Origin of the sequence: Neobacillus sp. KR4-4, from assembly GCF_042136325.1 — a bacterium.
Taxonomy (GTDB): Bacteria; Bacillota; Bacilli; order Bacillales; family Cytobacillaceae; genus Neobacillus.
The window spans coordinates 1-23,173 of record NZ_JBHHJU010000037.1 but is presented as its reverse complement, the minus strand read 5'-3'; the positions used below and the strand labels follow the sequence as shown (position 1 = coordinate 23,173).

Below are 23,173 nucleotides of genomic sequence, written 5' to 3'. Positions count from 1 at the left end.
GGGAGATCATTGTGAAGCACTATAAAATAGCAGTTATCGCCGGAGACGGCATTGGCCCTGAAGTCATTAATGAAGGGATCAAAGTATTAAACAAAGTGGCAGCACTTGATTCGGGTTTTCAATTGGATTTCACGTACTTTCCATGGGGCTGTGAATTTTACGCGAAAAATGGAAAAATGATGGATGATGATGGGATCGAGCAGTTGAAAGAGTTTGATGCGATTTATTTGGGAGCCGTCGGGTTTCCCGGCGTCCCAGACCATATTTCTTTGTGGGACCTATTGTTAAAGATCCGAAAGAGCTTCGATCAGTATGTGAATATTCGGCCTGTAACCCTGCTAAAAGGGGCGCACTTACCACTTGTCGACGTGAAACGCGAGGACATCGATATGCTGTTCATTCGTGAAAATACAGAAGGTGAATATTCAGGCGCAGGTGATTGGCTGTTTAAAGGGCAGGAACACGAAGTCGTTATGCAAAACGGTGTCTTTTCCCGTAAAGGCACGGAGCGAATCATTCGCTACGCGTTTGAAACGGCGAAAAAAGAAGGCAGGTCGCTGACGAGCATTTCTAAAGCAAACGCCCTTAATTACTCGATGGTTTTTTGGGATCAGGTATTTGAAGAAGTGAGCGCAGATTATCCGGAAGTCAAAACGGCTTCTTATCTTGTCGACGCAGCGGCGATGCTGATGATTAAAGATCCAAAACGCTTTGAAGTCGTTGTAACTTCGAACTTGTTTGGGGATATTTTAACAGATTTGGGAGCAGCCATTGCTGGCGGAATCGGACTCGCTGCTGGAGCGAATATCAATCCGGAAAGAAACTTTCCGTCTATGTTTGAGCCGATTCACGGATCTGCTCCGGATATTGCTGGGCAGCAAATTGCCAATCCGCTGGCAGCTATTTGGTCCGCAAGCCAAATGCTCGACTTTTTCGGCTATGAAGCATACGGAAAACTCGTGCTGGATGCCATCGAACAACTTCTGGTAGAAAATGAAGTTTTGACACCGGATATGAATGGCACTTCTTCAACAGCTGATGTAGGAAACCGTGTCGTAGATTTGCTAGAATCCTTCGTTGATTCCCAAAAGGTGAATAGCTGATAGATTCATCTAAGGTATTATGTATTGCATAAAAGGTCTCAACCGGCCTTTTATGTAATACCCGTTATATATTTTTTTTAAATGTAGGCAGTGTTAAACGTTAATGCTGATTTTGGCACTCTGTTGATTGAAGTGCCTGGAACGGAAATCAACAGACCAGTTTAACAGAACCAAAATGTAAAGCGTTTTCAAATTTGATGCGAAAATCACTTGTTTTTTACTAGTCTATACTCTACTCTATTAGAATTCGGAATAAACAAAGAATTTAAAGTCTGAAAATTCATACTAAATTTCGTGAGGGGGAATTTCTGAGTGAAAGTTGTAATTTGGATCCTTGCAATCATTCCTATCATTGGTGCGTTCACGGTCGTAAACCGGATCGAGCCTTACATATTTGGGTTACCCTTCATTGTTTTTTGGGCGACTGCCTGGCTCGTATTAACTTCAGTATTTTTATTGATTACTAATATTTTATTAGATAAACAGGAGGAAACTAAATGATTAGCTCGATCATCATTCTCATCGGTACTTTTCTTCTGGCTTTTTATTTAGGAATTCGTGCCCGCAAAGGACAACAACTCGAAGAATGGGCTGTAGGCGGCCGTAATTTTGGTCCAATCGTCATGTTCGTGTTAATGGCTGGTGAAATTTTTACAACGTATGTATTTCTCGGAGGAACAGGCGGAACTTACCGAATGGGCGGCCCCATCATCTATATCTTTAACGCCTTCTGTTATATTGTGCCGTTCTGGATTTTGCCTCCGATTTGGCGTTATGCCAAAAAGCATCGAGTGATTACCCAGTCTGACTTTTTTGCAAAGAAGTATGATAGTAAACCACTCGGGTTATTAGTCGCTATCGTCGGGGTCGTTTCAATGATTCCTTATATCGTATTACAGTTAAAAGGTCTTAAAATCATTGTGTCAGAGGCTTCCTACGGTGCAATTTCACCGAATTTAGCTGTATGTATTGGGGTAGTTGCCGTCACGATTTTTGTGTCATTGTCCGGTATTCATGGTTCAGCCTCAACGGCCATTTTAAAAGACATTCTCCTTCTTGGTGTTATTCTATTTTTAGGTTTCTATCTACCGTATCATTATTATGGCGGCATTCAACCGATGTTTGAAACATTGGATGCGGCAAAGCCGGAGTTCTTATTAATGCCTGACGAGGGCTTAAGTATATCCTGGTATATTTCAACCTGTTTAACGATCGGATTAGGACAATATATGTGGCCTCAATGCTTCGGTGCCAGTTTATCATCGAAAAATGAAAGAACATTGCGACAGAATGCAGCCATTTTGCCGCTGTACCAAATCATATTGGTATTCATTTTATTCATTGGCTTCACGGCCCTTTTACAAATTCCAAATTTACAAGGAGCGGATACAGATTTATCCCTCTTTAAAATCGCTAAAGCAACATTCGATCCTTGGGTGGTCGGAGTCATAGGAGCAGCTGGTATCTTAACAGCATTGGTCCCGTGTTCGATGTTATTACTCACGGCAGCGACGATCTTAACGAAAAATATTTATAAATCGATTAAACCGAATACCACCGACGAGCAAATTGGACGCTATACACGTATGTGTGTCCCTATCGTGGCGCTAATCGCCTTATTTTTCACTTTTTTCGGCGGAAACAGTATTATTGCCTTACTGATCATGGCTTACAGCTTTGTGCTGCAATTATTCCCACCACTGTTTTTAAGTCTATGGAAGAAAAACCCCGTTACTAAAACAGGCGCAGCTGCAGGGATTATATCCGGTGTTATCATGGTTGCTTATGTCACCCTAACTAGTTCGACGATGGCGACGTTCTTTCCGATGGCCCCTTCGTATATAAAAGATCTCGATGTCGGTATCGCGGCCCTTGTCATTAACATTGTTTTCATGTTCGCGGTCAGTGCTTTTACTAGAACATCAGTACAACTAGAGGGAGAGATTGATACAAAGGCGGTATAAGTTTAGTTAAATATACTAATATGATCTCCAACTAACCTACAAAGGCTTGTTCTTTGTAGGTTTTTTGAATGTATAGATTTAGCATCAATCGGGAGCTAGATTTATACAGGCCCTAATTTTTAGGGATAGTAAAATCCTCCGATCTAAAAGAATTTTCTGATAAAATACGTATCTGTGATTTCCTGCCCTTTTTATGATTGCAGGGCAGGTGTAGCCGCCACTGATAGCGAATAGCAGACATGCGTAACGCCATAACAATAAGGACAATCAGGGTCAACTGAATGGGGGTGTTCCAACCCAGCCAAATACATATGGCACATAAAATCGTTAAAATTGCATGGATTTCTTCCTTTAAAGCAAGGGGTTTTCGGGCAGCGATGATGTCACGAATCATCCCCCCTCCAACGCCGGTAAACATCGACGCCAAGACCATTACACCCAAATCATTAGAAAAAACCTTTTGGGCTGACATTGCTCCTTGAAGAGCAAAGGAAGCAAGACCAATGGAATCAAAAAATAAACTCCACCGCTTCCAATGATTAATCCACTTTAGCGGCAATAATACGATGAATGTCAGCGTTATTAAAACTGTTAAAATGATGGAATGGTCCCAAAGCTCTGAAATAGGGACACCGATAATCAAATTTCGTACGATCCCTCCCCCAAAGGCTGTGGTTAAACCCAATGCGTAAACCCCCACAAAGGAATATTCTGCTTCAAGGGCTACAAAAGCCCCGCTTGCTGCATATGAAATAATTCCGATAAAATGAAGGACGATCCAAGACATTCCTTTAAAAACCTCCTGATATAAATAATTTATTTTCCTAATCTCTTTAGACGCAAATACGAACTTTGGAAAATACTTTGCAAGACAGAAAAATATTTTTTTCCATTTTTAAACAAAAAACTCCACCACAAGAAATCGTCTCATCAGACGACAGTTTGTGGTGGAGTAATCAATTAGCATTGCCTACTAATAAATCATTCCATTGGAAATAATAAATAGAGTTCTAACAAAAAGTTTTATTAGGGCTCCATCAATAAAATTTGTCTAAATTTTGTCCAACGGCATTGATTATACTCCCCTCAACCAGAAAAGCAAGACAAATTTAGGACTGGTTGAATTTTTTGTAGACTTTGTTGTATAGTATCGAGTTGTTAGGAGGAGAGACATGGGGAAAAAGGAAACAGCGTTTAATGATATTGTACGGAAAATGCGGAAAGAGATTTTTGGAAAGGGACCGGAGCGAATTTTTACTCACTTTGTGGATAATATGGCCATCACAACCATGTATGGTATTCTAACTCCGACAGAAAAATTTATTGCACAATCTCAAGAGGGGAAAAAAGTAATTCATAGTGCCCGAACCGAAATGATTCGGGAGATATATAAGCAAAAAATACCTGAGGGAATGGAGGAGATCGTAGGTTCAAAACTGCTTCATTTATTTTCGGATGCAAAGATTGAAGAGGATATGGCTGTATCTGTATTTATTTTTGAAAAAACGATTGAGTTATAACCGATTGTTTTTAAAGGTATTGGTTTTGAGGCATTTGAAAGAAGTATCAAAGAACACTTCAAGGTTCTTGATACTTCTTTCTTCTTTTATTATGCGGTTTTTGTTTGTTTTTGGTCCAAGTGATGGCTTAGAAAAGTTAGAAGACTTGCAAGTATTGCAATCAATCCGCCGACCCATGTCACACTCATCAAATTGCCTTGATGGTAAACCATTCCGCCTGCTGCGGACCCCAGGGCAATACCGATATTGCTAGCGACTGGCATTAGTGAAGCAGCGAGTCCTGTCGCTTTTGGTTGATAAATACCTGCAAGGTCAATCAAATAAAGCTGGGTAGATGTGGTTAAAAGGATGGCCATTAAAGACATCAAGCCAATGTTAATCAATCCATAGAATAAATTATTTGTAGTCCAATATAAGCTGATTAGAACAATTGCTTGCAAAAGGAAAACAATGCGAAGACGCCCGATCGCATTGTTGCTAGCAATTTTTCCAGCGAGTATGTTGCTGAAAATCGAAATGAATCCGTAGCCAAATAATATCAAACTGATTGAATTACTCGGTGCTTCCATTCCATTCAGGATCGGAACAAGATACGTATAAACGGCATAGGTCGCTCCAAATCCTAAAGATGGAATGAAAAACGCCATTAAGATTCGTGGGTGTGTCAACAAAGAAAATTGATCACGCATTGAACTGCGAAATTGACTGAGCTTATTAGGCAAAACGAAGAAAGATGCCAAAAACGCAATTCCACCAAGAAAAGTCGTTAACAGGAAAGTTGCATTCCAGTTGTACCATTCAGCGATCGCAGTGCCAATTGGTACTCCAATCACGTTTGCGAGAGTAAAACCACCGAAAACAAATGATATAGCAAGTCCTCGTTTGGCGCTTGGAATGGTTTCACTGGCAACAATCATGGCAAGGGAGATTAAAACACCTGTTACAATCGCCGTCATCATCCGAAGTACAAGAAGCATGATGTAGCTCGTCGAAAACACACACAAAGCATTCAGGATGATGAACGAGCCTATTAAAAACAACATCCATTTACGCTTAGGAAAATGACTTGTTGCGCTCATCACGAGCGGTGTAGCAATGGCAAATGTAATGGCAAACGCTGAAACGAGTGTTCCTGCTTTTTCATTCGCTATATGAAGACCTGAGGAAATATCGGTTAAGATCCCGACGATAACAAATTCGCTTGTCCCGAGAACAAATGTTAATAAAGAAAGTGTAAAGATGAGCAACCAATGTCGCTTGGATAATTCAGTAGAGTTCATAAATACCTCTTTTCTTAGATGAATGGATATGTGAAACATGGCAGTAAACAATTAAAACATCATACCATAAAACATTTTTACTAGGATAGTCCATACTTTTTACCAGCTATTAAAAAGGGAGTTAGATTCCATCATTCACTGGCATTCTAAATCATAAAAACATTGTTTCTGGATTCATTAAAAAGCTGTAATATACAGAGGTATGAATCATATTTGTATGTTACAGCAAGTTTTTAACGCTCCATTTAGGTATAATGGATAAACAAGACATTGCGTAAAACTTGCAAAATATAAATGGTGAGTTTGCCAAAGAAAGGGATTCTATTATGTCAAAACGTAAAAAGTCCATCTTGAAACCACTTATTTTGTCCACCCTATTGCTCTTTATTATTCTAGTTGTAGTTTTTTATGTTATGGATAAGGACAGGGAAGGGAAGCAGAAACCAACGGAGAACTCTCAACCAGTCGTTGAACCTTCACCCAATACTCCACCAGAATTAGGTGAAAACAATCATCAGAAGCTGCATGACTATATTAATGACCTTTATTCCTTGGCGAAGGAAGGAAAAGTGGTCGGTAGCCCTTTTGTTTCGGGGAAGGCTAAGAAGCAGGAAGTAGAAAATAAATGGGGAGAACCGGACCAAACAACAGACACTGAAAGTGGTAGATACGAAGAATATAAGAATCGAAATATCGTTATAGGATACACAGGTGAGATTGTCTCGGATATCCGATCATATGATCCAGAATTACAAAAAATCCGGCAAAATGACATCAAGAAGGCAGGCGGCGAACCTGATCAAATTCGCTACTATAAAGATGAAACACAAGACCAAATTATTCTTGTTTATCAGGTTACCCCTTTAACAGAGTTAAAGTGGATCTTACCAAAACCAACCGATCAGGAGCCAAATCCAAAAGTGGACCATATTTCCGTCTATACACAAGTTAAAAATCAACCCGAGCAGTCTACGACACCTGACAAGCAAAAGACGATAGCTGACATGAGTTTAGATGAGAAAATTGGGCAATTGATCTTCGCAGGTATAGCTGGCACCACCGTGGATTCCAATACAAAGAGTTTATTAACGAAATACAAGGTGGGCGGGATTATTTTTTACAAAGACAATTTAATCAACCCAACACAAACGGTGCAGCTATTGAATCAAGTGAAGTCTGAAAATGACCAGAAGGTGCCGCTTCTCTTGGGAGTGGATCAAGAAGGCGGGCGTGTGACCAGGCTCCCTGGTGGATTGATTAATTTTCCAACCAATAAAGAAATTGGGGCCATTAATAATTCTCAGTTTTCCTATCAGGTGGGGACGATGTTAGGGAAGGAGTTAAAGGAATTTGGTTTCAATCTTGATTTTGCTCCTGTCCTGGACATCAACAGCAATCCAAATAACCCGGTGATAGGGGATCGTTCCTACGGGAATAATGCTGAAATAGTGAGTAAGCTTGGTATTCAAACCTTTAAAGGAATACAATCGCAACACATTATCCCTACCATTAAGCATTTTCCAGGACATGGAGATACGTCTGTTGACTCCCATCTGGAGCTGCCCATTGTCAATAAAAGCCTACAGCAGCTAAAAGAGCTCGAATTAATCCCGTTTGAGAAGGCAATCCATAGCGGTGCGGATGTTGTTATGGTGGCCCATATCTTATTGCCCAAACTGGATGCTGATTTTCCATCATCTATGTCCAAAAATATAATAACAGGGATTTTGAGGAAACAGCTGGACTATAGTGGTGTTGTTATCACGGATGACATGACCATGGGGGCGATTATTGACCATTATTCGATTGGCAGGGCCGCAGTTGAATCAGTCAAAGCTGGCAGTGATATTATTTTAGTTGGGCATGGTTATAACAATATAGTGGAATCCATTTCTTCTTTAAAAAGCGCTGTCCAAAAAGGGGAAATTACGGAACAAAGAATCAATGAAAGTGTCAGTAGAATTTTGAAGTTAAAAAAGAAATATGAAATAAATAATGAGAAAGTGAATCATGCAAATATAGATGAGGTAAACCAATCAATAAAAAAACTCTTGGATGAGTATTCAAAATAATTAACCAGGCAAAAAAATACCGTTTGGACTATAGATCCAAACGGTATTTTTTTTAAGAGTTATGCACCTTTTCGATGATTTATTTGGACAAACTTTGATCGATTAAACAAAAACTCTTTTATTGAATTGGTTTGATTCTTTGCTTTAGCCGCAAAGAATGGATTCAAAATAACAATCGTTAGTAAGTTTGCTGATAATCCCCAAAATCCTTCATAAATTCCATGTGCGCTGTTTGTTGCGTAAACGGTAAAAGTTGTGGCCAATCCGACGAGCAATCCAATCGTTGTGGCTTCTCTCGTTTGATTTTTCCAGAATAAGCTGACAACAATGGCTGGGAAAATTTGCACCATTCCGGACACCCCTAAAAGCTGTAATGATACGAGGGCAGTAGGGAATAGCAGGCCGAATAATAAAGCAAGACCAATGACAACGAAGACCATCGAACGTGTGACAAGTGTTAATTTGGCACCATTTACGTTTGGATTAATTAAATCACGGTAGATGTTGTTGGCAAATAAGTTGGATGCACCGATGGCCATAATCGAGCAAGGGATTAACGATGCTAAGGCGATCGTTGAATAGGCTAAGCCTTGTCCGATCCCTCCGTATGAAACTTGAATCAGATTTAAAAAGGCAAAGCGCGGATCGCTTCCCGCCGGCAAGACATGGAAAGCGACAAAGCCTAGAAAAATGACCAAGATTAAGACTACGTTGTATAAAGGCAGGAACATCGCATTTTTTCGAACGGCATCGGCACTTTTTGCGGTAAATACGCCAGTTGCTCCGTGAGCCCACATAAATAAGGCCAAGGCTGAAACAAGTGAGGCGGTGATGAACCATGGGATTCCTTTTGGACCGGAAGTTGGAATCGTCAGCAGCTGCGGCGATTCTTTTACAAGGGTATCAATCATTGGACTCCAGCCGCCAAAATGAATAATCGGCAGAGAAACCACAAGGAATAACATAATCGCCCAGACGAGTACATCTTTAATGATGGCTGTATAGGTCGGTCCTTTGATTCCGCTAAAGAACGTAAACAGGGCCACAAGCAGGAAGGATGTAATCACGACTACTTTAACATTGATGAAGCCTGTTCCAGCCACTTGAAGCGTATCTTGGATCCCGGCTAACTGCAAATCAATATACGGAATGAGCATCAATACGCCGGTAATAGCGATGATCGAAGAGAGAAGCTTACTGTCAAAACGCTCTCGCGCATAATCCGCTAGTGTGGTCAGCTTGAATTCATTTGCTACCTTCCATAGTTTAGGAAGATAGAAATAGGAAACAAAGTAAGCGATGATACAATAAGGAATCGCAAAGAAGGCAAGACTTCCTCCAGAATAAGCGGTACTAGTCAGGCCTAAAAAGGTATAAGCCGTATATAAATCTGCGCCGACTAAAAACCAAACCAGCAATCCACCAAAGCGTCTGCCGCCAACCGACCATTCCTCTACGGAGCTTCGCGACGATTTATTACGTCCTGCTATAAATCCAATTAGAACAACGGTTAAGACAATGAATGCGGTGATTAACAAAGCTGTCAAATTTCCCTGTTGCATTAGTCAAGACTCCCTTCTGATTTATCAAGTTGATAGATCCCTAAAGTGCATAACGGTGTGAGGACGATCCATAAAAATAGCCAAAATTGAAGAAAAGGCAATCCTAAAATAATGGGATCGATTCGATTGACCAAAGGCAGTACCACTAATTGCGAAAGTAACGGAAGTATAATTAGTAATGATTTCATGAATTTTTTGCCCATGTAGAAACCTCCTGTTTGATCATAGGTGAGCAATATTAAAATAGTAATATTGTCATACCAATAGTATTGTTAAATAATTTTTTATGTTCGTAATCGTATCAAATCTGGTAAGAGATTACAAGGTAATTTTTTAACAATTTACAAAATTCTAATTAACAAACTATTATTTTAATGAATGGCTCTTGTAAAACTGGCCGTTGATTTCCACTCCAGGCGCTTCGCTTTCCGCGGGCGGCCCGGGGAGCCTGTCCAGCTACAGCGCCTAGCCCCTCGAGGTCGCTTCGGTCCTGCCGCTGAAGTCAAAGAACGACTTCAACGTCAGGCCCTCCAGCGCTTGTAGGGGCCGAACAAGGCGCTTCCGCTTTTCCTTCTCCTCGGCGCTAAGCGCCTGTGGGGTCTCCCCTGCCCCGTCCTCCCGCAGGAGTCTTCGCGCCTTCCGTTCCAATCAACTTTGCTATTAAAATTAATATTATCGATTAACATAGCCATTAAGCTTTTCCTATTTATGTTTTTGTCCGATGTGCGGCCCAGATGATTAGTGCAATAACGATCATAATGCCCCCTGTCACACAAACTCCTTGCCATTTCCACCAGCTCCATGCATAGCCGCTAAGTGTTGAACCAAGCGAACCGCCGAGAAAATAACTAACCATGTACACGGTATTTAACCGACTCCGTGCCTCTGGGATTAAACTGTAGATTCTGGTTTGATTGGAGACTTGGGCACCCTGGACACCTAAATCTAACAGAACCACTCCGACAAATAATGCCCATAAGGAGGTTCCCAAAATACCGAAGAATAGATAGGAAAATAGGCAAATCCCAATTAACAGGCCAACCATTGTTTTGGCATTGAATCGGTCTGCCAAACGGCCGACGATTGGTGCACCCATTACGCCTACTATTCCTATTAAGCCAAATAATCCTGCGACTTCACTGCCATAATGATAGGGTTCCCCTTCAAGAAAAAACGAGAGGGATGTCCAAAATATGCTAAAACTGCCGAACAGCATTGCACCGATTAATGAGGCTTCTCTTAAAACCGGCTGGGTCACAATTAAATGCCCAATGGATTTATAAAGTCCGGCAAAGGATAAACGCGATTCTGGATAGCTCTTGGGAAGAAATGTCTGCAATATGATTGCTAAAGCCAACATCATTGCCGCAGCGATCCAGTACATGGTGCGCCAGCCAAGGCTTCCTCCGATCAGTCCTGAGACGGTTCTTGCTAATAGAATCCCGATGAATAACCCACCCATGATATTGCCTATCACTTTTCCTCTTTCCACGGGGGCGGCCAATTGTGCTGCAAGGGGAAGGATGATTTGTGGTACTACCGTGGTCACTCCCACTGCAAAACTCGCAAGGTTTATCCAGAGAAGGTTTTGCGCAGTGGCAATCCCTATAAGGGAAATCGTAACGGCCATCAATAAACTGGCAATCAACAGCCGGCGTTCCTTCATATCTCCCATTGGGACGAATATAAACATCCCAACAGCATATCCAATCTGTGTAAACATGGCGATGTTTGAGACTTGGTGGGCAGTCGCATGAAAGGTTCGCCCCATGTCGGCAAGGAGCGGTTGATTATAATAAAGATTTGCCACCGCCATCCCACAGGCAAGCGACATTAATAAAATTAACTTTTTAGACATGGAGGAATGCTCCGTCCTCGCGCTGTCATCAGTCGTTGTGATCAATCTATATTCCCCCTTTAATAACACCCGGAGTTTAATTGATTCTACAAAAGGAAAGAAAAACCTTCCCAAATATAGGGAATGGTCCTCCAAAATATTTACTTTCAACCATTGCCATACTATCATTTAATGGCAAAACGAATTCTTCTTCATGACAGGAGTAGTGGAAATGTTGATAGCTGATTTTATAATTGATTTGATTGGCGCTCTAATAGAGGCAATGATTCCTACTCCGAAGTCAAAGCTTGAAAAAAATATCAATGAATTAAAGGAAGAAGAATGGTTTGCCGATTTGGATAAAGATGTTCGCTATAATTACATCATTTGGCACAACAATAAAGTAAAACGTTTTTTGAAAAAGCCTGAAAATATCAAGATTCTTAAAAGTAGTGAATGGGAGAGGGAAAAATTTATTCAGTTGGTGATTAAGGAGCATAAACGATTCGTGGGAATACGCTGAATTTAATTCCAGGCTGTCATACTTAGCTGCTAGAGGAAATAATTAAATATCATTGAATTAATAAATATGGTCGTCTTTATTCGTGACAAAGCCAATAGGATATGAAGAACATAGGTGTTTTTGAGAAATTTAAATCTATTATGGAACAGGAAGGAGTAAAGAATGGAAGAAAAGAAGGTAACGTGGTTAGAGCTTTTTTATGATTTGTTATTTGTGGCGGCTGTTGCGGCAGCAACCCATGTTTTACTTCATGTTGAAGATGGATATATCCATACAGAGTTTTTAGTTAAGTTTGTGTTAATTTTTATTCCTATCTGGTGGGCTTGGGTAGGGCAAACCTTGTTTGTAAACCGGTTTGGTCAAGATTTATTTCATCAGCGATTATTTTTGATCATACAGATGTTCTTTGTCCTTATAATGACATCAAGCTTATCAGTGGATTTTGATCAATATTATCTTTCTTTCTTAATTGGATATATTGGCTTAAGGGCAGTGACAGCGACCCAGTATCTTATTGTCCATCGTATAGAAGAGGGAGTTCGAAAAATAGCAGCCCGATATTTGGGAAGGTATTTTTGGATTGGAATCATTATATCACTACTCTCCCTCCTTTTTGATTCTTGGCTTCGTTATGCTGTGTTATATGCGGGTATCATTATCGATATGATGGTTCCAATATCTGGTCGGAAGTATTTAGTAAAGGTACCCACAAATACGGCACACTTATTAGAGCGATTTGGCCTTTTTACCATTATTCTCTTTGGTGAAGCACTTGTCAGCACCCTTGCGGTTATTCAACCAAAACAAGGAAATTGGAATTCAATCGGCTTTTCGGCCATATCATTTTTCCTAATAATAGCGATGTGGTGGCAGTATTTCGATAATGTGGAGAAGAAAGTTGACAAATCGATACAAACGATCGGCCAAACCATTATTTATGGTCACCTGTTTATTTTAATGTCTTTGAGTATGATTGCAGCGTCGATCAGACTATTGTTTTTACAAGAAGTCCATTATTTATTTATTCTGTATTTTGTTTTTTGTTCTGTTTTGCTCTATTTCTTGTCAACTACTTTTGTTTTCCACCAATATAGACATAAGCACCACAGATTGAAAATTTATCATTTAGGGTTATTTTTGGGGATTTTAGTAGTCTTTTTTATTATTAATTTAATAGTAGTAGTACCATATATTGTGGTAATAGGGGAATTAACCCTGTTCTTTGTCATCTATGCCAAATTAACAACTACTTAAATTATTTTATTAATAAAAAATATCTAGGTAAAATACATAAGGCTGAACCATATACCGTTTATATATGTATATGGTTCAGCCTTTCATCATTAATATGCCTCGTTGGGAGTGAAATGGCCAATGCCCTTTAATTCATTGTCAAAAAATTTCAGAATTAGTTCCTTTCAGTTTCAATAGTCAATGTCGGCTTTTCCGCCCTGCAGCATATTTGCAAGTATAGGAGAAAACATTAAGAGGTCCGCCTTTATCGGCTTGGGGATCATGTTAAGCACCCGTTCAGATAAATAAACGGAAAAATTCCGCTTAATTAGCAATTAGCATTAAAAACAGCTTCAATAGACGGAGAAATTCCGCCTATTGACTTCGAAAAACGTGAAAATGGTGGATTTTGCTTTGCATAACCGGAAAAAATCCCCTTATTTATCCCGAAACGAGCTCCATTCTTCATTTAACCGGAAAAATTCCGCTTATTTTGGTAAATAGTTATTTAGGCAATAATGTTACACAAAAACCTTCCTGATCAATCACACAATCAGGAAGGTCTTTTAGTTAACATTAATAATGCTGCGTATTCCTTTTATTGCCTCTTTGTAATTCAACTTCCTTTTTTAGACCTGTTAGCAATGAGTAGCACATGGCGAGCATGATAATGGCAAATGGGAGTGCAGCGGCGATGGAAGCGGTCTGCAATACCTCCAAGCCACCTGCAATCAGCAAGACAGCCGATAAGGCAGACTGGATGATCCCCCATGTCATTTTTATTTTGTTAGATGGATTTAGCGTTCCGCCTTCACTTAGCATCCCTAAGACAAAGGTGGCGGTATCGGCAACCGTAATATAATAAATAGCGATCACGGCAAAACCTAAAATACTTAATAGGGAGCTTAATGGAAGGTGGTCGAAGAATATAAATATAGACAAGTTGATATTGTCGGCGATATGTTTTGCCAAATCACGGTTTCCGGGATCCTGAACAAGGTCCAGTGCTGAACCTCCAAACACGGACATCCAAAGACAGGTTCCAAGTGTGGGAACAATCAATACCCCAACCACAAACTCCTTTATTGTCCGTCCTCTTGAAACCCTGGCAATGAACATGCCGACGAATGGTGCCCAGGCAATCCACCAAGCCCAGTAAAACAAGGTCCAGGAAGCAATCCATTTCTCTCCTTTTCCAAAAGGGCTTATCCGTAAACTCATGTGTAAAAAATCACTTAGATACAGTCCTGTTGTATTGAAAAACACTTTAATAACCGTTAACGCCGGACCGACAATCATAATCAGTACAAGGATCGCCACTGAAAAGATGATGGCTGCGTTGGATAAATACTTTATTCCTTTTTCCAAGCCCGTATTAAGGGAAATAATAAACAGAACTGTTGCGACCACGATGACAATCAGCTGGATCAATAACGTATTCGGAATACCGAAGATGTCATGCATACCTGCAGTAACCTGCATAGCCCCAAGACCCAAAGAGGTGGCAATCCCGAAGACTGTGGCAAAGATGGACAGGATATCGATCGTTTTGCCAATCGGCCCGTAAATCCTGTCGCCCAAAATGGGATGGAACGCGGAACTGATCGCTGCAGGAAGCCTTTTGTTATATTGAAAAAAAGCAAGGGCTAACCCAATAACAGTATAGATTGCCCATGGGTGCAGGCCCCAATGGAAAAATGTATATTTCATTGCGGTGTTGGCCGCATCAATGGTATAGGCCTTTCCGTATGGAGGATCTGTATAATGGGTGACTGGTTCGGCGACGCTCCAATACACAATCCCGACACCCATTCCAGCGCCGAACAGCATGGCCAGCCAGGAAGGAGTGGAGAAATCAGGGGTGTCGGTTTTTCTGCCAAGTCGGATATTTCCATATTTTGAGAGCAATAAGTAGATCGAAAAAAAGACGAAGAATAGAGTGGTACCGAGATAAACCCAACCAAGATAATCAATGGAGCTATTATAAACGGCGTTGGTGACTTTGGTAAGATTCTCTGTAAAGAAAACACCCCAGACAATAAAGATGAGGGTCAGTAATAGAGAGATAATGAAAACACTATTTTCTTTAATTTTATCCATGGAAACCTCCTGGTACTGGAAAAATACTCATGCTAGTTATTAAACGGATTGTATTGAAATTCCCACGTATCCGTATCCATCAACTCTTCATGCGGCACCTCTAAACCGCCGCCAAGATAAATGGTTTGTCCTTTGATCGCCACCACCATCGCTTCGATTAACACATCATTATCCTTCTTTTTATATATGTCACCCAACTGCGTGGATAACTCACCGTATGGATGAACAATTTGCGGGCCGGCGTCATCCACGTTTTCTTCCATATTTATCATGTCTTTATAATCGATCGGATGACTGTCAGGAGCACGGCCGGGTACCATCAATAAATATTCGGTATGTTTGATCCCATCCAAATCGCTTGTAATGACTCCTTTTTTATCAACCGTTTCCACCACTTCAATTTCATTTAAGGAATAGTGGTCCAGGGTATCGGGATCCGGATTGTTAATGAAAATCAAATCTCCCGCTACTGGTTTTTGGTTATTCCGAAGCGTATATACCTTGTGATTATAAATAAAGCTGTCATTTTCCCTTGGAATGTATTTTTCCACACTCGCAGCATTGGTTATATGCTGTGTTGAATCCCTTAACTTGATCAGATGAACGGAGAGTTTATACATTGGTTTTACTCCATACACCTTGTGTAACTCATTGTTATAGTAAACAAATTGCCCTTTTCTGACTTGATACAGCTTCATTACTAAGTCTCCCTTCAGTCATAGGTGGAGCAGTATTCATAACAACTTGGAATTTGGATACATCGCTGTCATCTTTAGGATGTCTTTTTTCTGGAAAAACATGAAGTTTAAGTGGGAGGATTTTTCAGTTTAGGTAAAATAGAAAAGGCTGAATGATATAAATAGGAGGGGAGTGTGTCTTATTTTTACATTTTTTCATTATGTTTTTTACATAGTTTCAAATTTTTATAAATAATTTTGTGAAAATAATAGTAATTATCTATTATTGGGAATTGTTAAGAAAATTGGAAATTAATAAACTTAAATTTTGTTCAATTATGATTTAACATTTGTTCATAATATATGTTATATTAGTAAAGTAATTTAAGATTAATGAAAGCGCTCACGGAGAATCGGTCGTGTTAGTAAAGAGAGAACAGAATGCCGTGAATAGGTTAAGGAGGGGAATGTTGTGAAAAGGAATTTTCACAGCAATTAATATGAGTAATGTTGGTTTATTTCTATCAGGTGCAGTGTTATTCCTAAACAGTCTGATGCTATTAGGAAAAGCGGATGGAAAGAGTGTGGGTCTCTTTAATATTTTCGTAGGAACCCTTCAAATAGTGATCCCAAGTTATTTAATCGTCGTATCGAGCCAAGACCATTGGGAGCTTTACAATTATGCATCTATTTTCTTATTTGGGTTAACTTATTTATATGTTGGATTCACCTCATGGAAAGGGATTGATGGGAGCGGTCTTGGTTGGTTTAGTCTATGGGTTGCAATTGTTGGAGTGATATATACCTTAACATCGATTATTCACTTTCAAAATGTTGTCAATGCACTGACATGGGCTATGTGGGCATTCTTATGGTTTCTGTTCTTTTTATCAAATGCACTTCATAAGAAAATTGACCATTATATTGGATTGGTTGCATTTGTTCAGTCATGGGTAACGTTGACCATACCAGCGCTCCTTTATTTTTTAGGTGTCTGGAATACACCAATGGTTGATCAAATCTGGACCTATGTATTAATTCTAGCAATCGTCTATTTTATTATCAGTTTTTTCAGCGGGAAGCTTTCATATAAAAGAGAGTCAAATATTCAAGTAATCAATGCTTTGGAGGTAAAATAATATGTCAATTATCATTGGAATTGTTGGAATCCTTATTCTAATAGGAATTGCCTGGTTAATGTCAAACGATAAGAAAAACATTAACTTTCGTGCCGTAGGTATCATGGCAGCTGTTCAGTTGTTAATCGCTTGGTTCATGCTGAATACTTCAATCGGTCAAAAAGTTCTGCACAAAATCGTCGATGGCTTTAACAAAGTTCTTTCTTTCGGGAATGACGGGATCTCATTTGTATTCGGCAGCCTTGCAGGAAAGGATTTATTCTTTGTTAATGTTCTAATGATGATTGTATTCGTAACCGCTTTACTAGGTATTTTAACTTATTCTAGAATATTACCATTAGCGATTAAATACATTGGCGGGGCAGTAAGTAAAATAACAGGTCTTCCAAAGGTTGAATCATTTGTTGCGGTGAATTCTATGGTATTTGGTGATACGTCCGCGATCCTTTCTGTTAAGTCATTCATACCTAGTCTTTCTGGAAACCGTCTGTTTGTGGTTGTTACTTCTTCCCTTGTTGCGGTAAGTTGTTCAATCCTCGGAGCTTACATGCAAATGATTCCTGCGGAGTACGTATTGGTGGCGTTACCCATTAACGTATTCTCTGGACTTATCCTATCAACGATTGTCTGTCCTGTAAGGAAAGAGGAAGAGGAAGAAATCGATATTAAGGGAATGATTCCTGAAAAATCTCTTTTCGAAGCAATCGGCAACTGGACATTGCTCGGCGGAAAGACAGCTTTAATCGTAGGCGCTATGCTAATCACTTATGTAGGATTGATCGCGGCTGTTAACTGGATCTTTACTTCCATCTTCGGTATTTCTTTCACAGGTGTACTTGGATATGTATTCGCGCCAATCGCTTGGATTATGGGGATTCCTTCAAGTGAGATTGTTCGAGCTGGCTCTGTCATGGGTACGAAGGTAGCGGCTAATGAGTTCGTCGCTATGTTAGACTTCATGAAAATGATCCCTGATATGTCTCATAAGACGGTAGGTATTGTATCAGCATTCTTGGTATCGTTTGCTAACTTCTCTTCCATTGGAATTATTTTAGGAACGGTACAGGCTATCAATAATGAAAAGGCAAGTGAGTTAGCTAAGGTTGGTTTAAAGGTTTTATTAGTAGCAACCATGGGATCCGTCTTAACTGGAACGATTGTAGGATTGTTCCTGTAAGCTGAATGGCGAAGAATTATAATAGCCACACGAGGGTGTACCAAAGTCAGTTTTTGGTACACCCTTTTATCATGCCTTCAAAGAGCCATAAACGTAATTACCCAGTACAAACGGAGAAATTTCCTAAAAAGTATTGACAGTAATTTACACCCTTATTATTATCATTATTAAGAATGATAATAATTAAGTTAACGGATACAAAAAAGGGGAGAGTTAAATGGTAAGTACGGCAACGATTATTTCGATGTTTGTCCCGATTGTGGTTTGCATTGGTTTATTTGTCGGATTGATTTTGGTTTATAGAAAGAAAACGGGGATTGCTGTAAAGCCGGTGGTTATTGGCGCTCTTGGGTTTGTCATCGCAACACAGATTTTAGAAAAAGTATTGCATGTCGTTGTTATCACAAACTTTCCCAATTATGCGGACCATCCCTGGTTATTTGGATTATACGGCGGCATGGCAGCAGGCTTATTTGAAGAACCGGCACGGTTTCTATTATTTATTTGGCTCCTGAAAAAATTTCATGATTACAAAGGCGGGATCTCGTTTGGAATCGGCTGGGGAGGTATAGAAGCGGTTTTGTTAGTGCTGATGACGGTTGTGCCAAACCTGATCTTCGCATTTATGATTAATTCGGGGACTTTTGAATCATCCTTAGCAGGGAGTATTCCAGCTGATCAGTTGGCAGGGATGAAAGAAACGATCGTAAATCAAGGAGTTTCCTTTTATTTATTAGGCAGTTTGGAGCGGTTTTTTGCTGTATTCCTGCAAATCGCCTTTAGTTTATTTGTATTGTTAGCAGTCGTTAAAAAGAAATTTTCCTATGTGGTCTATGCGATTCTCATTCATGCAGCAATTGACTTCCCACTCGCATTCTACCAAACAGGACATCTTAAAAACCTATGGGTCATTGAGATCTATATGGCGATCATCGGGCTATTATCCTTTGTTTTTATTAAAAAGGCAAGGAGTATACTGCCTCATACAACAAGATAGTTTGATAGAGTTATTTTTCAAAAGAAAAGGGAATTGGACTAGAGCCAATTCCCTTCGTTTAAGAAATTAATTACGGATAAGGTAATCAAATGCACCTAAAGCTGCAGTAGCACCTGATCCCATTGAAATGATGATTTGTTTATAGGCACTATCCGTACAATCGCCGGCTGCAAACACACCAGGTAGGGTGGTTGCTCCATGCTTATCCACAATGATCTCTCCAAAGCGAGTTCGTTCAAGTGTTTCTCCTAGCCAATCTGTATTCGGTACTAGACCAATCTGTACAAACACACCTTGCAGTTCAACATGATGCTCTTGGCCTGTTTCACGGTCAATATAAGAAATGCCGTTTACTTTGTCAGTACCGGTAATTTCTTTTGTTTGAGCATTCTTGATCACCGTTACATTAGGCAGGCTGTATAGACGGTCTTGCAGGACAGAATCAGCTTTCAGCTCTGGCGCAAACTCAAGAACAGTTACATGATTAACAATGCCTGCGAGGTCAATAGCTGCTTCAATACCAGAATTACCGCCGCCAATAACAGCAACGTCTTTTCCTGCAAACAATGGACCATCACAATGTGGACAGTAGGCGACACCTTTGTTCTTGAACTCTGCTTCACCTGGGACACCAACATTTCGCCAGCGGGCACCTGTTGATAGAATGACGCTCTTACTTCTTAAAATAGCTCCGTTTTCGAGTTCGACGGCAATAAAATCCTTCTTCTCCAAACGCTTTGCACGCTGTAAATTCATCACATCAACATTGTACTCTTTGACATGTTCTTCAAGACTTGCTGCTAGTTTGGGACCTTCTGTATATTTCGTACCGATAAAGTTCTCAATACCCATGGTGTCCATCACCTGGCCGCCAAATCTTTCCGCCACAATCCCTGTGCGGATTCCTTTACGTGCTGCATAGATAGCTGCACTGGCACCAGCAGGGCCGCCCCCGATTACAAGGACATCGAATGGTTCCTTATCAGAAAGTTCCGCTGCATCTGTTCCGCTGCCCATCTTGGCAAGGATTTCTTCAAGTGTCATACGGCCGCTGCCGAACGATTCCCCATTAACGAAAACGGTTGGTACCGCCATGATGTCCTTGCTTTCCACTTCTTCTTTGTAAGCCGCGCCGTCAATCATGGTGTGAGAAATACCAGGATTTAAAACGCTCATAATGTTCAATGCTTGAACCACGTCAGGGCAATTGTGGCAGGTTAAACTGATATAGGATTCAAAGTGATAGTCACCTTTAATTGCTTTGATTTGATCAATGACTTTTTGATCAACCTTCGGGGCTCTGCCGCTTACCTGCAATAGAGCCAACACTAACGAGGTAAATTCGTGTCCTAGAGGAATACCAGCAAAAGTTATGCCTGTATCTTCGCCGATACGATTTACACTAAAGCTAGGTGTTCTTTCTAATTCAGTCTTCTCTACTTTAATCTGAGAAGACATATTGGCTAATTCGTCTACTAAAGCTAGCATGTCACGAGAAACGTCATCTGCTCCTGCGCTAACTTTAAGCAGTACGTTTCCCTCCATTAATTGAAGGTATTGTTCTAACTGAGCTTTTATATCTTGATCTAGTATCATTAATCTCTCACTCCTTAAATTTTTCCTGTGATCTTATTAATAATAATTCTAATTATATAATTATTATCATATAGAATTCATTATCAGTCAAGTGAAAAATACTTATCACTTTTGGCCATAAAAAGAAGAGTGACGTTGTACGATTTAAACATTATGTACTAAAAAAGGGAATTGGAAGCTTCCAATTCCCTTTGAATGTTGTTATATGTGCTGCTTAGATTTTGCCTACAAGATCAAGGCTTGGTTTAAGTGTTGCAGAACCTTCTTGCCATTTAGCCGGGCAAACTTCACCTGGATTGTTGCGAACATATTGTGCTGCTTTAATTTTGTTAACAAGCGTGCTTGCGTCACGGCCAATGCCGTCTGCATTAATTTCAACAGCTTGTACAACGCCTTCTGGATCGATGATGAAAGTCCCGCGTTGTGCAAGACCTTCTTCTTCGTCTAGTACATCGAAGTTGCGAGAAATCTTTTGTGAAGGGTCGCCAATCATAATGTATTCGATTTTACCGATTGTTTCAGAGGTATCATGCCATGCTTTATGTGTAAAATGAGTATCAGTTGAAACAGAATATACTTCGACGCCAAGATCTTTTAGCGTTGCGTATTCATTTTGCAAGTCTTCTAGTTCGGTAGGGCATACGAATGTAAAATCTGCTGGGTAAAAGCAAACGACACTCCATTTACCTTTAAAGTTTTCTTCGCTAACAGTGATAAAATCTCCGTTATGGTACGCATTTGCTGTGAATGGTTTTACTTCTTTTCCGATTAATGACATAGTGAATTTCCTCCTAAGTATGGGTTTAAAAAAATTTTATTTAGATAATCTACTAAATTAGATTAATTCTAATTACATAACTATTATTATATAAAATTTATTGCTTTGTCAACAGGAATGTTTCATTTTTATTAGGTAGTGTTGAGGGGGGGCGAAAAAAAGGAGCCAGTGGTAACCAATAGAAGCGAAATGGTGCCCGTGAGCCCGGGGAAAAGGAGCTAGCGGTAACCAATAGAAGCGAATGGTGCCCGTGAGCCAAGAAAAAAGGAGCTAGCGGTAACCAATAGAGGCTAATGATGCCCGTGAGCCCGGCAAAAAGGAGCTGAAGGTAACGAATAGGAGCTAATTGTGCTCATAAGCCCAGAAAAAAAGTAGTCAGAGGTAACGATTCCTAGTTAACACTTTATTCATCTCCGAGAAAGTTAGTTTTTTATAAAAAAGCCATTTTAATAGACTCCAAAATCCTGGTTACCCCCATAAGACAATTGGGTTCGTTCGAATTATTTTGATATGAATTCACATAAAAGTACACGAGGGGAATAACATGAAAAAAATATCCAAGGGTGCCCTTGCCATGGTAGTAGCGGGAGCTGTTACGTTTTCTATCGCCAACGCTTTGTTGGCCGAACAACCTCTTAAACGATTAGCCAAAGAGATGGCTTTACCGATATCAGCGGACCGGGAAAAAGCGGTTGTTTTGAAACAAGCAGAAAAAAACAATCCGACGCAAACAACGACTGTGAAAGACCATGATCATGCCGTAACCCAAGTATCTTTAAAAAATAGCAATCTGGCTGCAACAGACGTCCAATCAAATACGAAAAAGCTCGGCTATAAAACGACAACTAGTGAGACACAAACACCTGTGGCAACAACAGTATCTGTGAAAAGCACGAAAGCACCGATGACTACACCCACGAAGTCGAGTACTGCAACCAAGCCGAGAACTAATACAACAAGTACAAGCACTAAGGCTGCAACAACAGCAAAGCCAGCGACAAGTGCAAATCCTGCAACAACAACAAGGCCAGCGACAAGCACAAATCCTGCAACAACAACAAATCCAGCGACAAGCACAAATTCTGCATCAACAACAAAGCCAGCGACAAGTGCAAAACCATCAACGTCTACAGCCGCGAAGTCGAATTCTAAGGCAGCTGCTGCAGCCACAACTAAAACCAACCATGGACAACAGGTTTCTCAAGCAGCAAAAGAAAGAGCAGCTAGTCGTAAGGCTACAAAAGAAAACAACGGAAATAAAATGTAATTCTTTCAAAAAGGATCGCCACATATAAAAAAGTAAAACTCGCCAATCCGGAATTGGCGAGTTTCTTTATTAGGAATACAATATCCACCCACCTAGTAATGCCTCTAAATGAGATTCGCTTGGACTTTAAATATGATGTCTTGTCTTTCTTAATCTAGTAATCTGCAAAAGTAAAATAGACGGAGATTTTCCGGTTAAATGTAAAATGAAGCTCGTTTCGGAGTCAAGCCCATTATTATGTGTAAATTCATTCCTGATGAAAAACAATGTTAAGCAGCTGATTTATTTTTGGTGTACTGGAAGGGGGGTACCCCCCTTCCAGTACACCAAAAATTCGCGCTTCGCGGT

Annotated in this window: 20 protein-coding genes; 11 read left to right on the top strand and 9 right to left on the bottom strand. The window is 40.1% G+C overall.

Features of this window, described 5'->3' with window-relative positions:
- The first annotated feature begins 11 nt into the window (after nucleotides 1–11).
- The 3 genes from ACE198_RS25235 to ACE198_RS25225 all read left to right on the top strand — a co-directional run bounded on the left by ACE198_RS25235 (nucleotide 12) and on the right by ACE198_RS25225 (nucleotide 3,067).
- On the top strand, nucleotides 12–1,103 hold the full coding sequence (locus ACE198_RS25235) for a tartrate dehydrogenase (RefSeq protein WP_375377466.1): 1,092 nt from the start codon (nucleotides 12–14) through the stop codon (nucleotides 1,101–1,103).
- Between the two features lie 312 nt (nucleotides 1,104–1,415).
- Entirely contained in the window at nucleotides 1,416–1,604 is a 189-nt protein-coding gene (locus ACE198_RS25230; RefSeq protein ID WP_251462155.1) for a DUF3311 domain-containing protein, read from the top strand.
- Nucleotides 1,604–3,067: a sodium:solute symporter family protein gene (locus tag ACE198_RS25225; RefSeq protein ID WP_375377484.1), complete on the top strand. Its 1,464-nt coding sequence runs from the start codon at nucleotides 1,604–1,606 to the stop codon at nucleotides 3,065–3,067. The genes ACE198_RS25230 and ACE198_RS25225 overlap by 1 nt, the downstream gene beginning before the upstream one ends.
- Nucleotides 3,068–3,179: 112 nt before the next feature.
- Here the strand turns inward: ACE198_RS25225 and ACE198_RS25220 are convergent, their stop codons facing one another.
- Nucleotides 3,180–3,854 (bottom strand): trimeric intracellular cation channel family protein, encoded by a 675-nt coding sequence (locus ACE198_RS25220; RefSeq protein ID WP_375377465.1) that lies wholly within the window; start codon nucleotides 3,852–3,854, stop codon nucleotides 3,180–3,182.
- Nucleotides 3,855–4,239: 385 nt separating this feature from the next.
- Between ACE198_RS25220 and ACE198_RS25215 the strand changes: the two genes are divergently transcribed.
- Nucleotides 4,240–4,587 carry a Na-translocating system protein MpsC family protein gene (locus tag ACE198_RS25215; protein WP_251462135.1) on the top strand — a complete coding sequence of 116 codons (348 nt, stop codon included), beginning with the start codon at nucleotides 4,240–4,242 and terminating at the stop codon, nucleotides 4,585–4,587.
- Between the two features lie 89 nt (nucleotides 4,588–4,676).
- Here ACE198_RS25215 and ACE198_RS25210 read toward each other — a convergent pair whose 3' ends face one another.
- A complete protein-coding gene (locus ACE198_RS25210) occupies nucleotides 4,677–5,867 on the bottom strand; it encodes an MFS transporter (protein WP_375377464.1) in 1,191 nt (396 codons plus the stop codon).
- Nucleotides 5,868–6,193: 326 nt separating this feature from the next.
- Here ACE198_RS25210 and nagZ point away from each other — a divergent pair, with 326 nt between their 5' ends.
- A complete protein-coding gene (gene nagZ / locus ACE198_RS25205; protein ID WP_375377463.1) occupies nucleotides 6,194–7,939 on the top strand; it encodes a beta-N-acetylhexosaminidase in 1,746 nt (581 codons plus the stop codon).
- A gap of 59 nt (nucleotides 7,940–7,998) precedes the next feature.
- Here the strand turns inward: nagZ and ACE198_RS25200 are convergent, their stop codons facing one another.
- The 3 genes from ACE198_RS25200 to ACE198_RS25190 all read right to left on the bottom strand — a co-directional run bounded on the left by ACE198_RS25200 (nucleotide 7,999) and on the right by ACE198_RS25190 (nucleotide 11,404).
- On the bottom strand, nucleotides 7,999–9,501 hold the full coding sequence (locus ACE198_RS25200; protein WP_375377462.1) for a sodium:solute symporter family protein: 1,503 nt from the start codon (nucleotides 9,499–9,501) through the stop codon (nucleotides 7,999–8,001).
- Nucleotides 9,501–9,704: a DUF3311 domain-containing protein gene (locus ACE198_RS25195; RefSeq protein WP_375377461.1), complete on the bottom strand. Its 204-nt coding sequence runs from the start codon at nucleotides 9,702–9,704 to the stop codon at nucleotides 9,501–9,503. The genes ACE198_RS25200 and ACE198_RS25195 overlap by 1 nt, the downstream gene beginning before the upstream one ends.
- Nucleotides 9,705–10,207: 503 nt before the next feature.
- Complete coding sequence (locus ACE198_RS25190) at nucleotides 10,208–11,404, bottom strand: MFS transporter (protein WP_375377460.1); 1,197 nt, start codon at nucleotides 11,402–11,404, stop codon at nucleotides 10,208–10,210.
- Between the two features lie 166 nt (nucleotides 11,405–11,570).
- On the opposite strand from ACE198_RS25190, the gene ACE198_RS25185 reads away from it, so the two are divergent.
- Both ACE198_RS25185 and ACE198_RS25180 read left to right on the top strand, forming a co-directional pair.
- A complete protein-coding gene (locus ACE198_RS25185; protein WP_375377459.1) occupies nucleotides 11,571–11,861 on the top strand; it encodes a hypothetical protein in 291 nt (96 codons plus the stop codon).
- Nucleotides 11,862–12,023: 162 nt separating this feature from the next.
- Nucleotides 12,024–13,115 carry a low temperature requirement protein A gene (locus ACE198_RS25180; protein ID WP_375377458.1) on the top strand — a complete coding sequence of 364 codons (1,092 nt, stop codon included), beginning with the start codon at nucleotides 12,024–12,026 and terminating at the stop codon, nucleotides 13,113–13,115.
- A gap of 555 nt (nucleotides 13,116–13,670) precedes the next feature.
- On the opposite strand, the gene ACE198_RS25175 is transcribed toward ACE198_RS25180, so the two are convergent.
- Both ACE198_RS25175 and ACE198_RS25170 read right to left on the bottom strand, forming a co-directional pair.
- On the bottom strand, nucleotides 13,671–15,194 hold the full coding sequence (locus tag ACE198_RS25175) for a glycine betaine uptake BCCT transporter (protein ID WP_375377457.1): 1,524 nt from the start codon (nucleotides 15,192–15,194) through the stop codon (nucleotides 13,671–13,673).
- A 32-nt stretch (nucleotides 15,195–15,226) separates the two neighbouring features.
- Entirely contained in the window at nucleotides 15,227–15,892 is a 666-nt protein-coding gene (locus ACE198_RS25170; protein ID WP_375377456.1) for a hypothetical protein, read from the bottom strand.
- Between the two features lie 479 nt (nucleotides 15,893–16,371).
- Here ACE198_RS25170 and ACE198_RS25165 point away from each other — a divergent pair, with 479 nt between their 5' ends.
- The 3 genes from ACE198_RS25165 (at nucleotide 16,372) to ACE198_RS25155 (ending at nucleotide 19,184) form a co-directional block, all read left to right on the top strand.
- The gene (locus tag ACE198_RS25165) at nucleotides 16,372–17,010 is read left to right on the top strand and encodes an AmiS/UreI family transporter (protein WP_375377455.1); all 639 of its coding nucleotides are present in this window, start codon (nucleotides 16,372–16,374) and stop codon (nucleotides 17,008–17,010) included.
- Nucleotide 17,011: 1 nt separating this feature from the next.
- Nucleotides 17,012–18,187 (top strand): NupC/NupG family nucleoside CNT transporter, encoded by a 1,176-nt coding sequence (locus ACE198_RS25160; RefSeq protein ID WP_375377454.1) that lies wholly within the window; start codon nucleotides 17,012–17,014, stop codon nucleotides 18,185–18,187.
- 217 nt (nucleotides 18,188–18,404) lie between these two features.
- A complete protein-coding gene (locus tag ACE198_RS25155) occupies nucleotides 18,405–19,184 on the top strand; it encodes a YhfC family intramembrane metalloprotease (RefSeq protein ID WP_251462109.1) in 780 nt (259 codons plus the stop codon).
- Between the two features lie 66 nt (nucleotides 19,185–19,250).
- Here the strand turns inward: ACE198_RS25155 and ahpF are convergent, their stop codons facing one another.
- Both ahpF and ahpC read right to left on the bottom strand, forming a co-directional pair.
- Nucleotides 19,251–20,780: an alkyl hydroperoxide reductase subunit F gene (gene ahpF, locus ACE198_RS25150; protein ID WP_375377453.1), complete on the bottom strand. Its 1,530-nt coding sequence runs from the start codon at nucleotides 20,778–20,780 to the stop codon at nucleotides 19,251–19,253.
- A gap of 214 nt (nucleotides 20,781–20,994) precedes the next feature.
- Nucleotides 20,995–21,558, bottom strand: coding sequence for an alkyl hydroperoxide reductase subunit C (gene ahpC, locus ACE198_RS25145; RefSeq protein WP_098573889.1), 564 nt, complete (start codon nucleotides 21,556–21,558; stop codon nucleotides 20,995–20,997).
- A gap of 544 nt (nucleotides 21,559–22,102) precedes the next feature.
- Here ahpC and ACE198_RS25140 point away from each other — a divergent pair.
- Nucleotides 22,103–22,825, top strand: coding sequence for a hypothetical protein (locus ACE198_RS25140; protein ID WP_375377452.1), 723 nt, complete (start codon nucleotides 22,103–22,105; stop codon nucleotides 22,823–22,825).
- Nucleotides 22,826–23,173 lie beyond the last annotated feature (348 nt).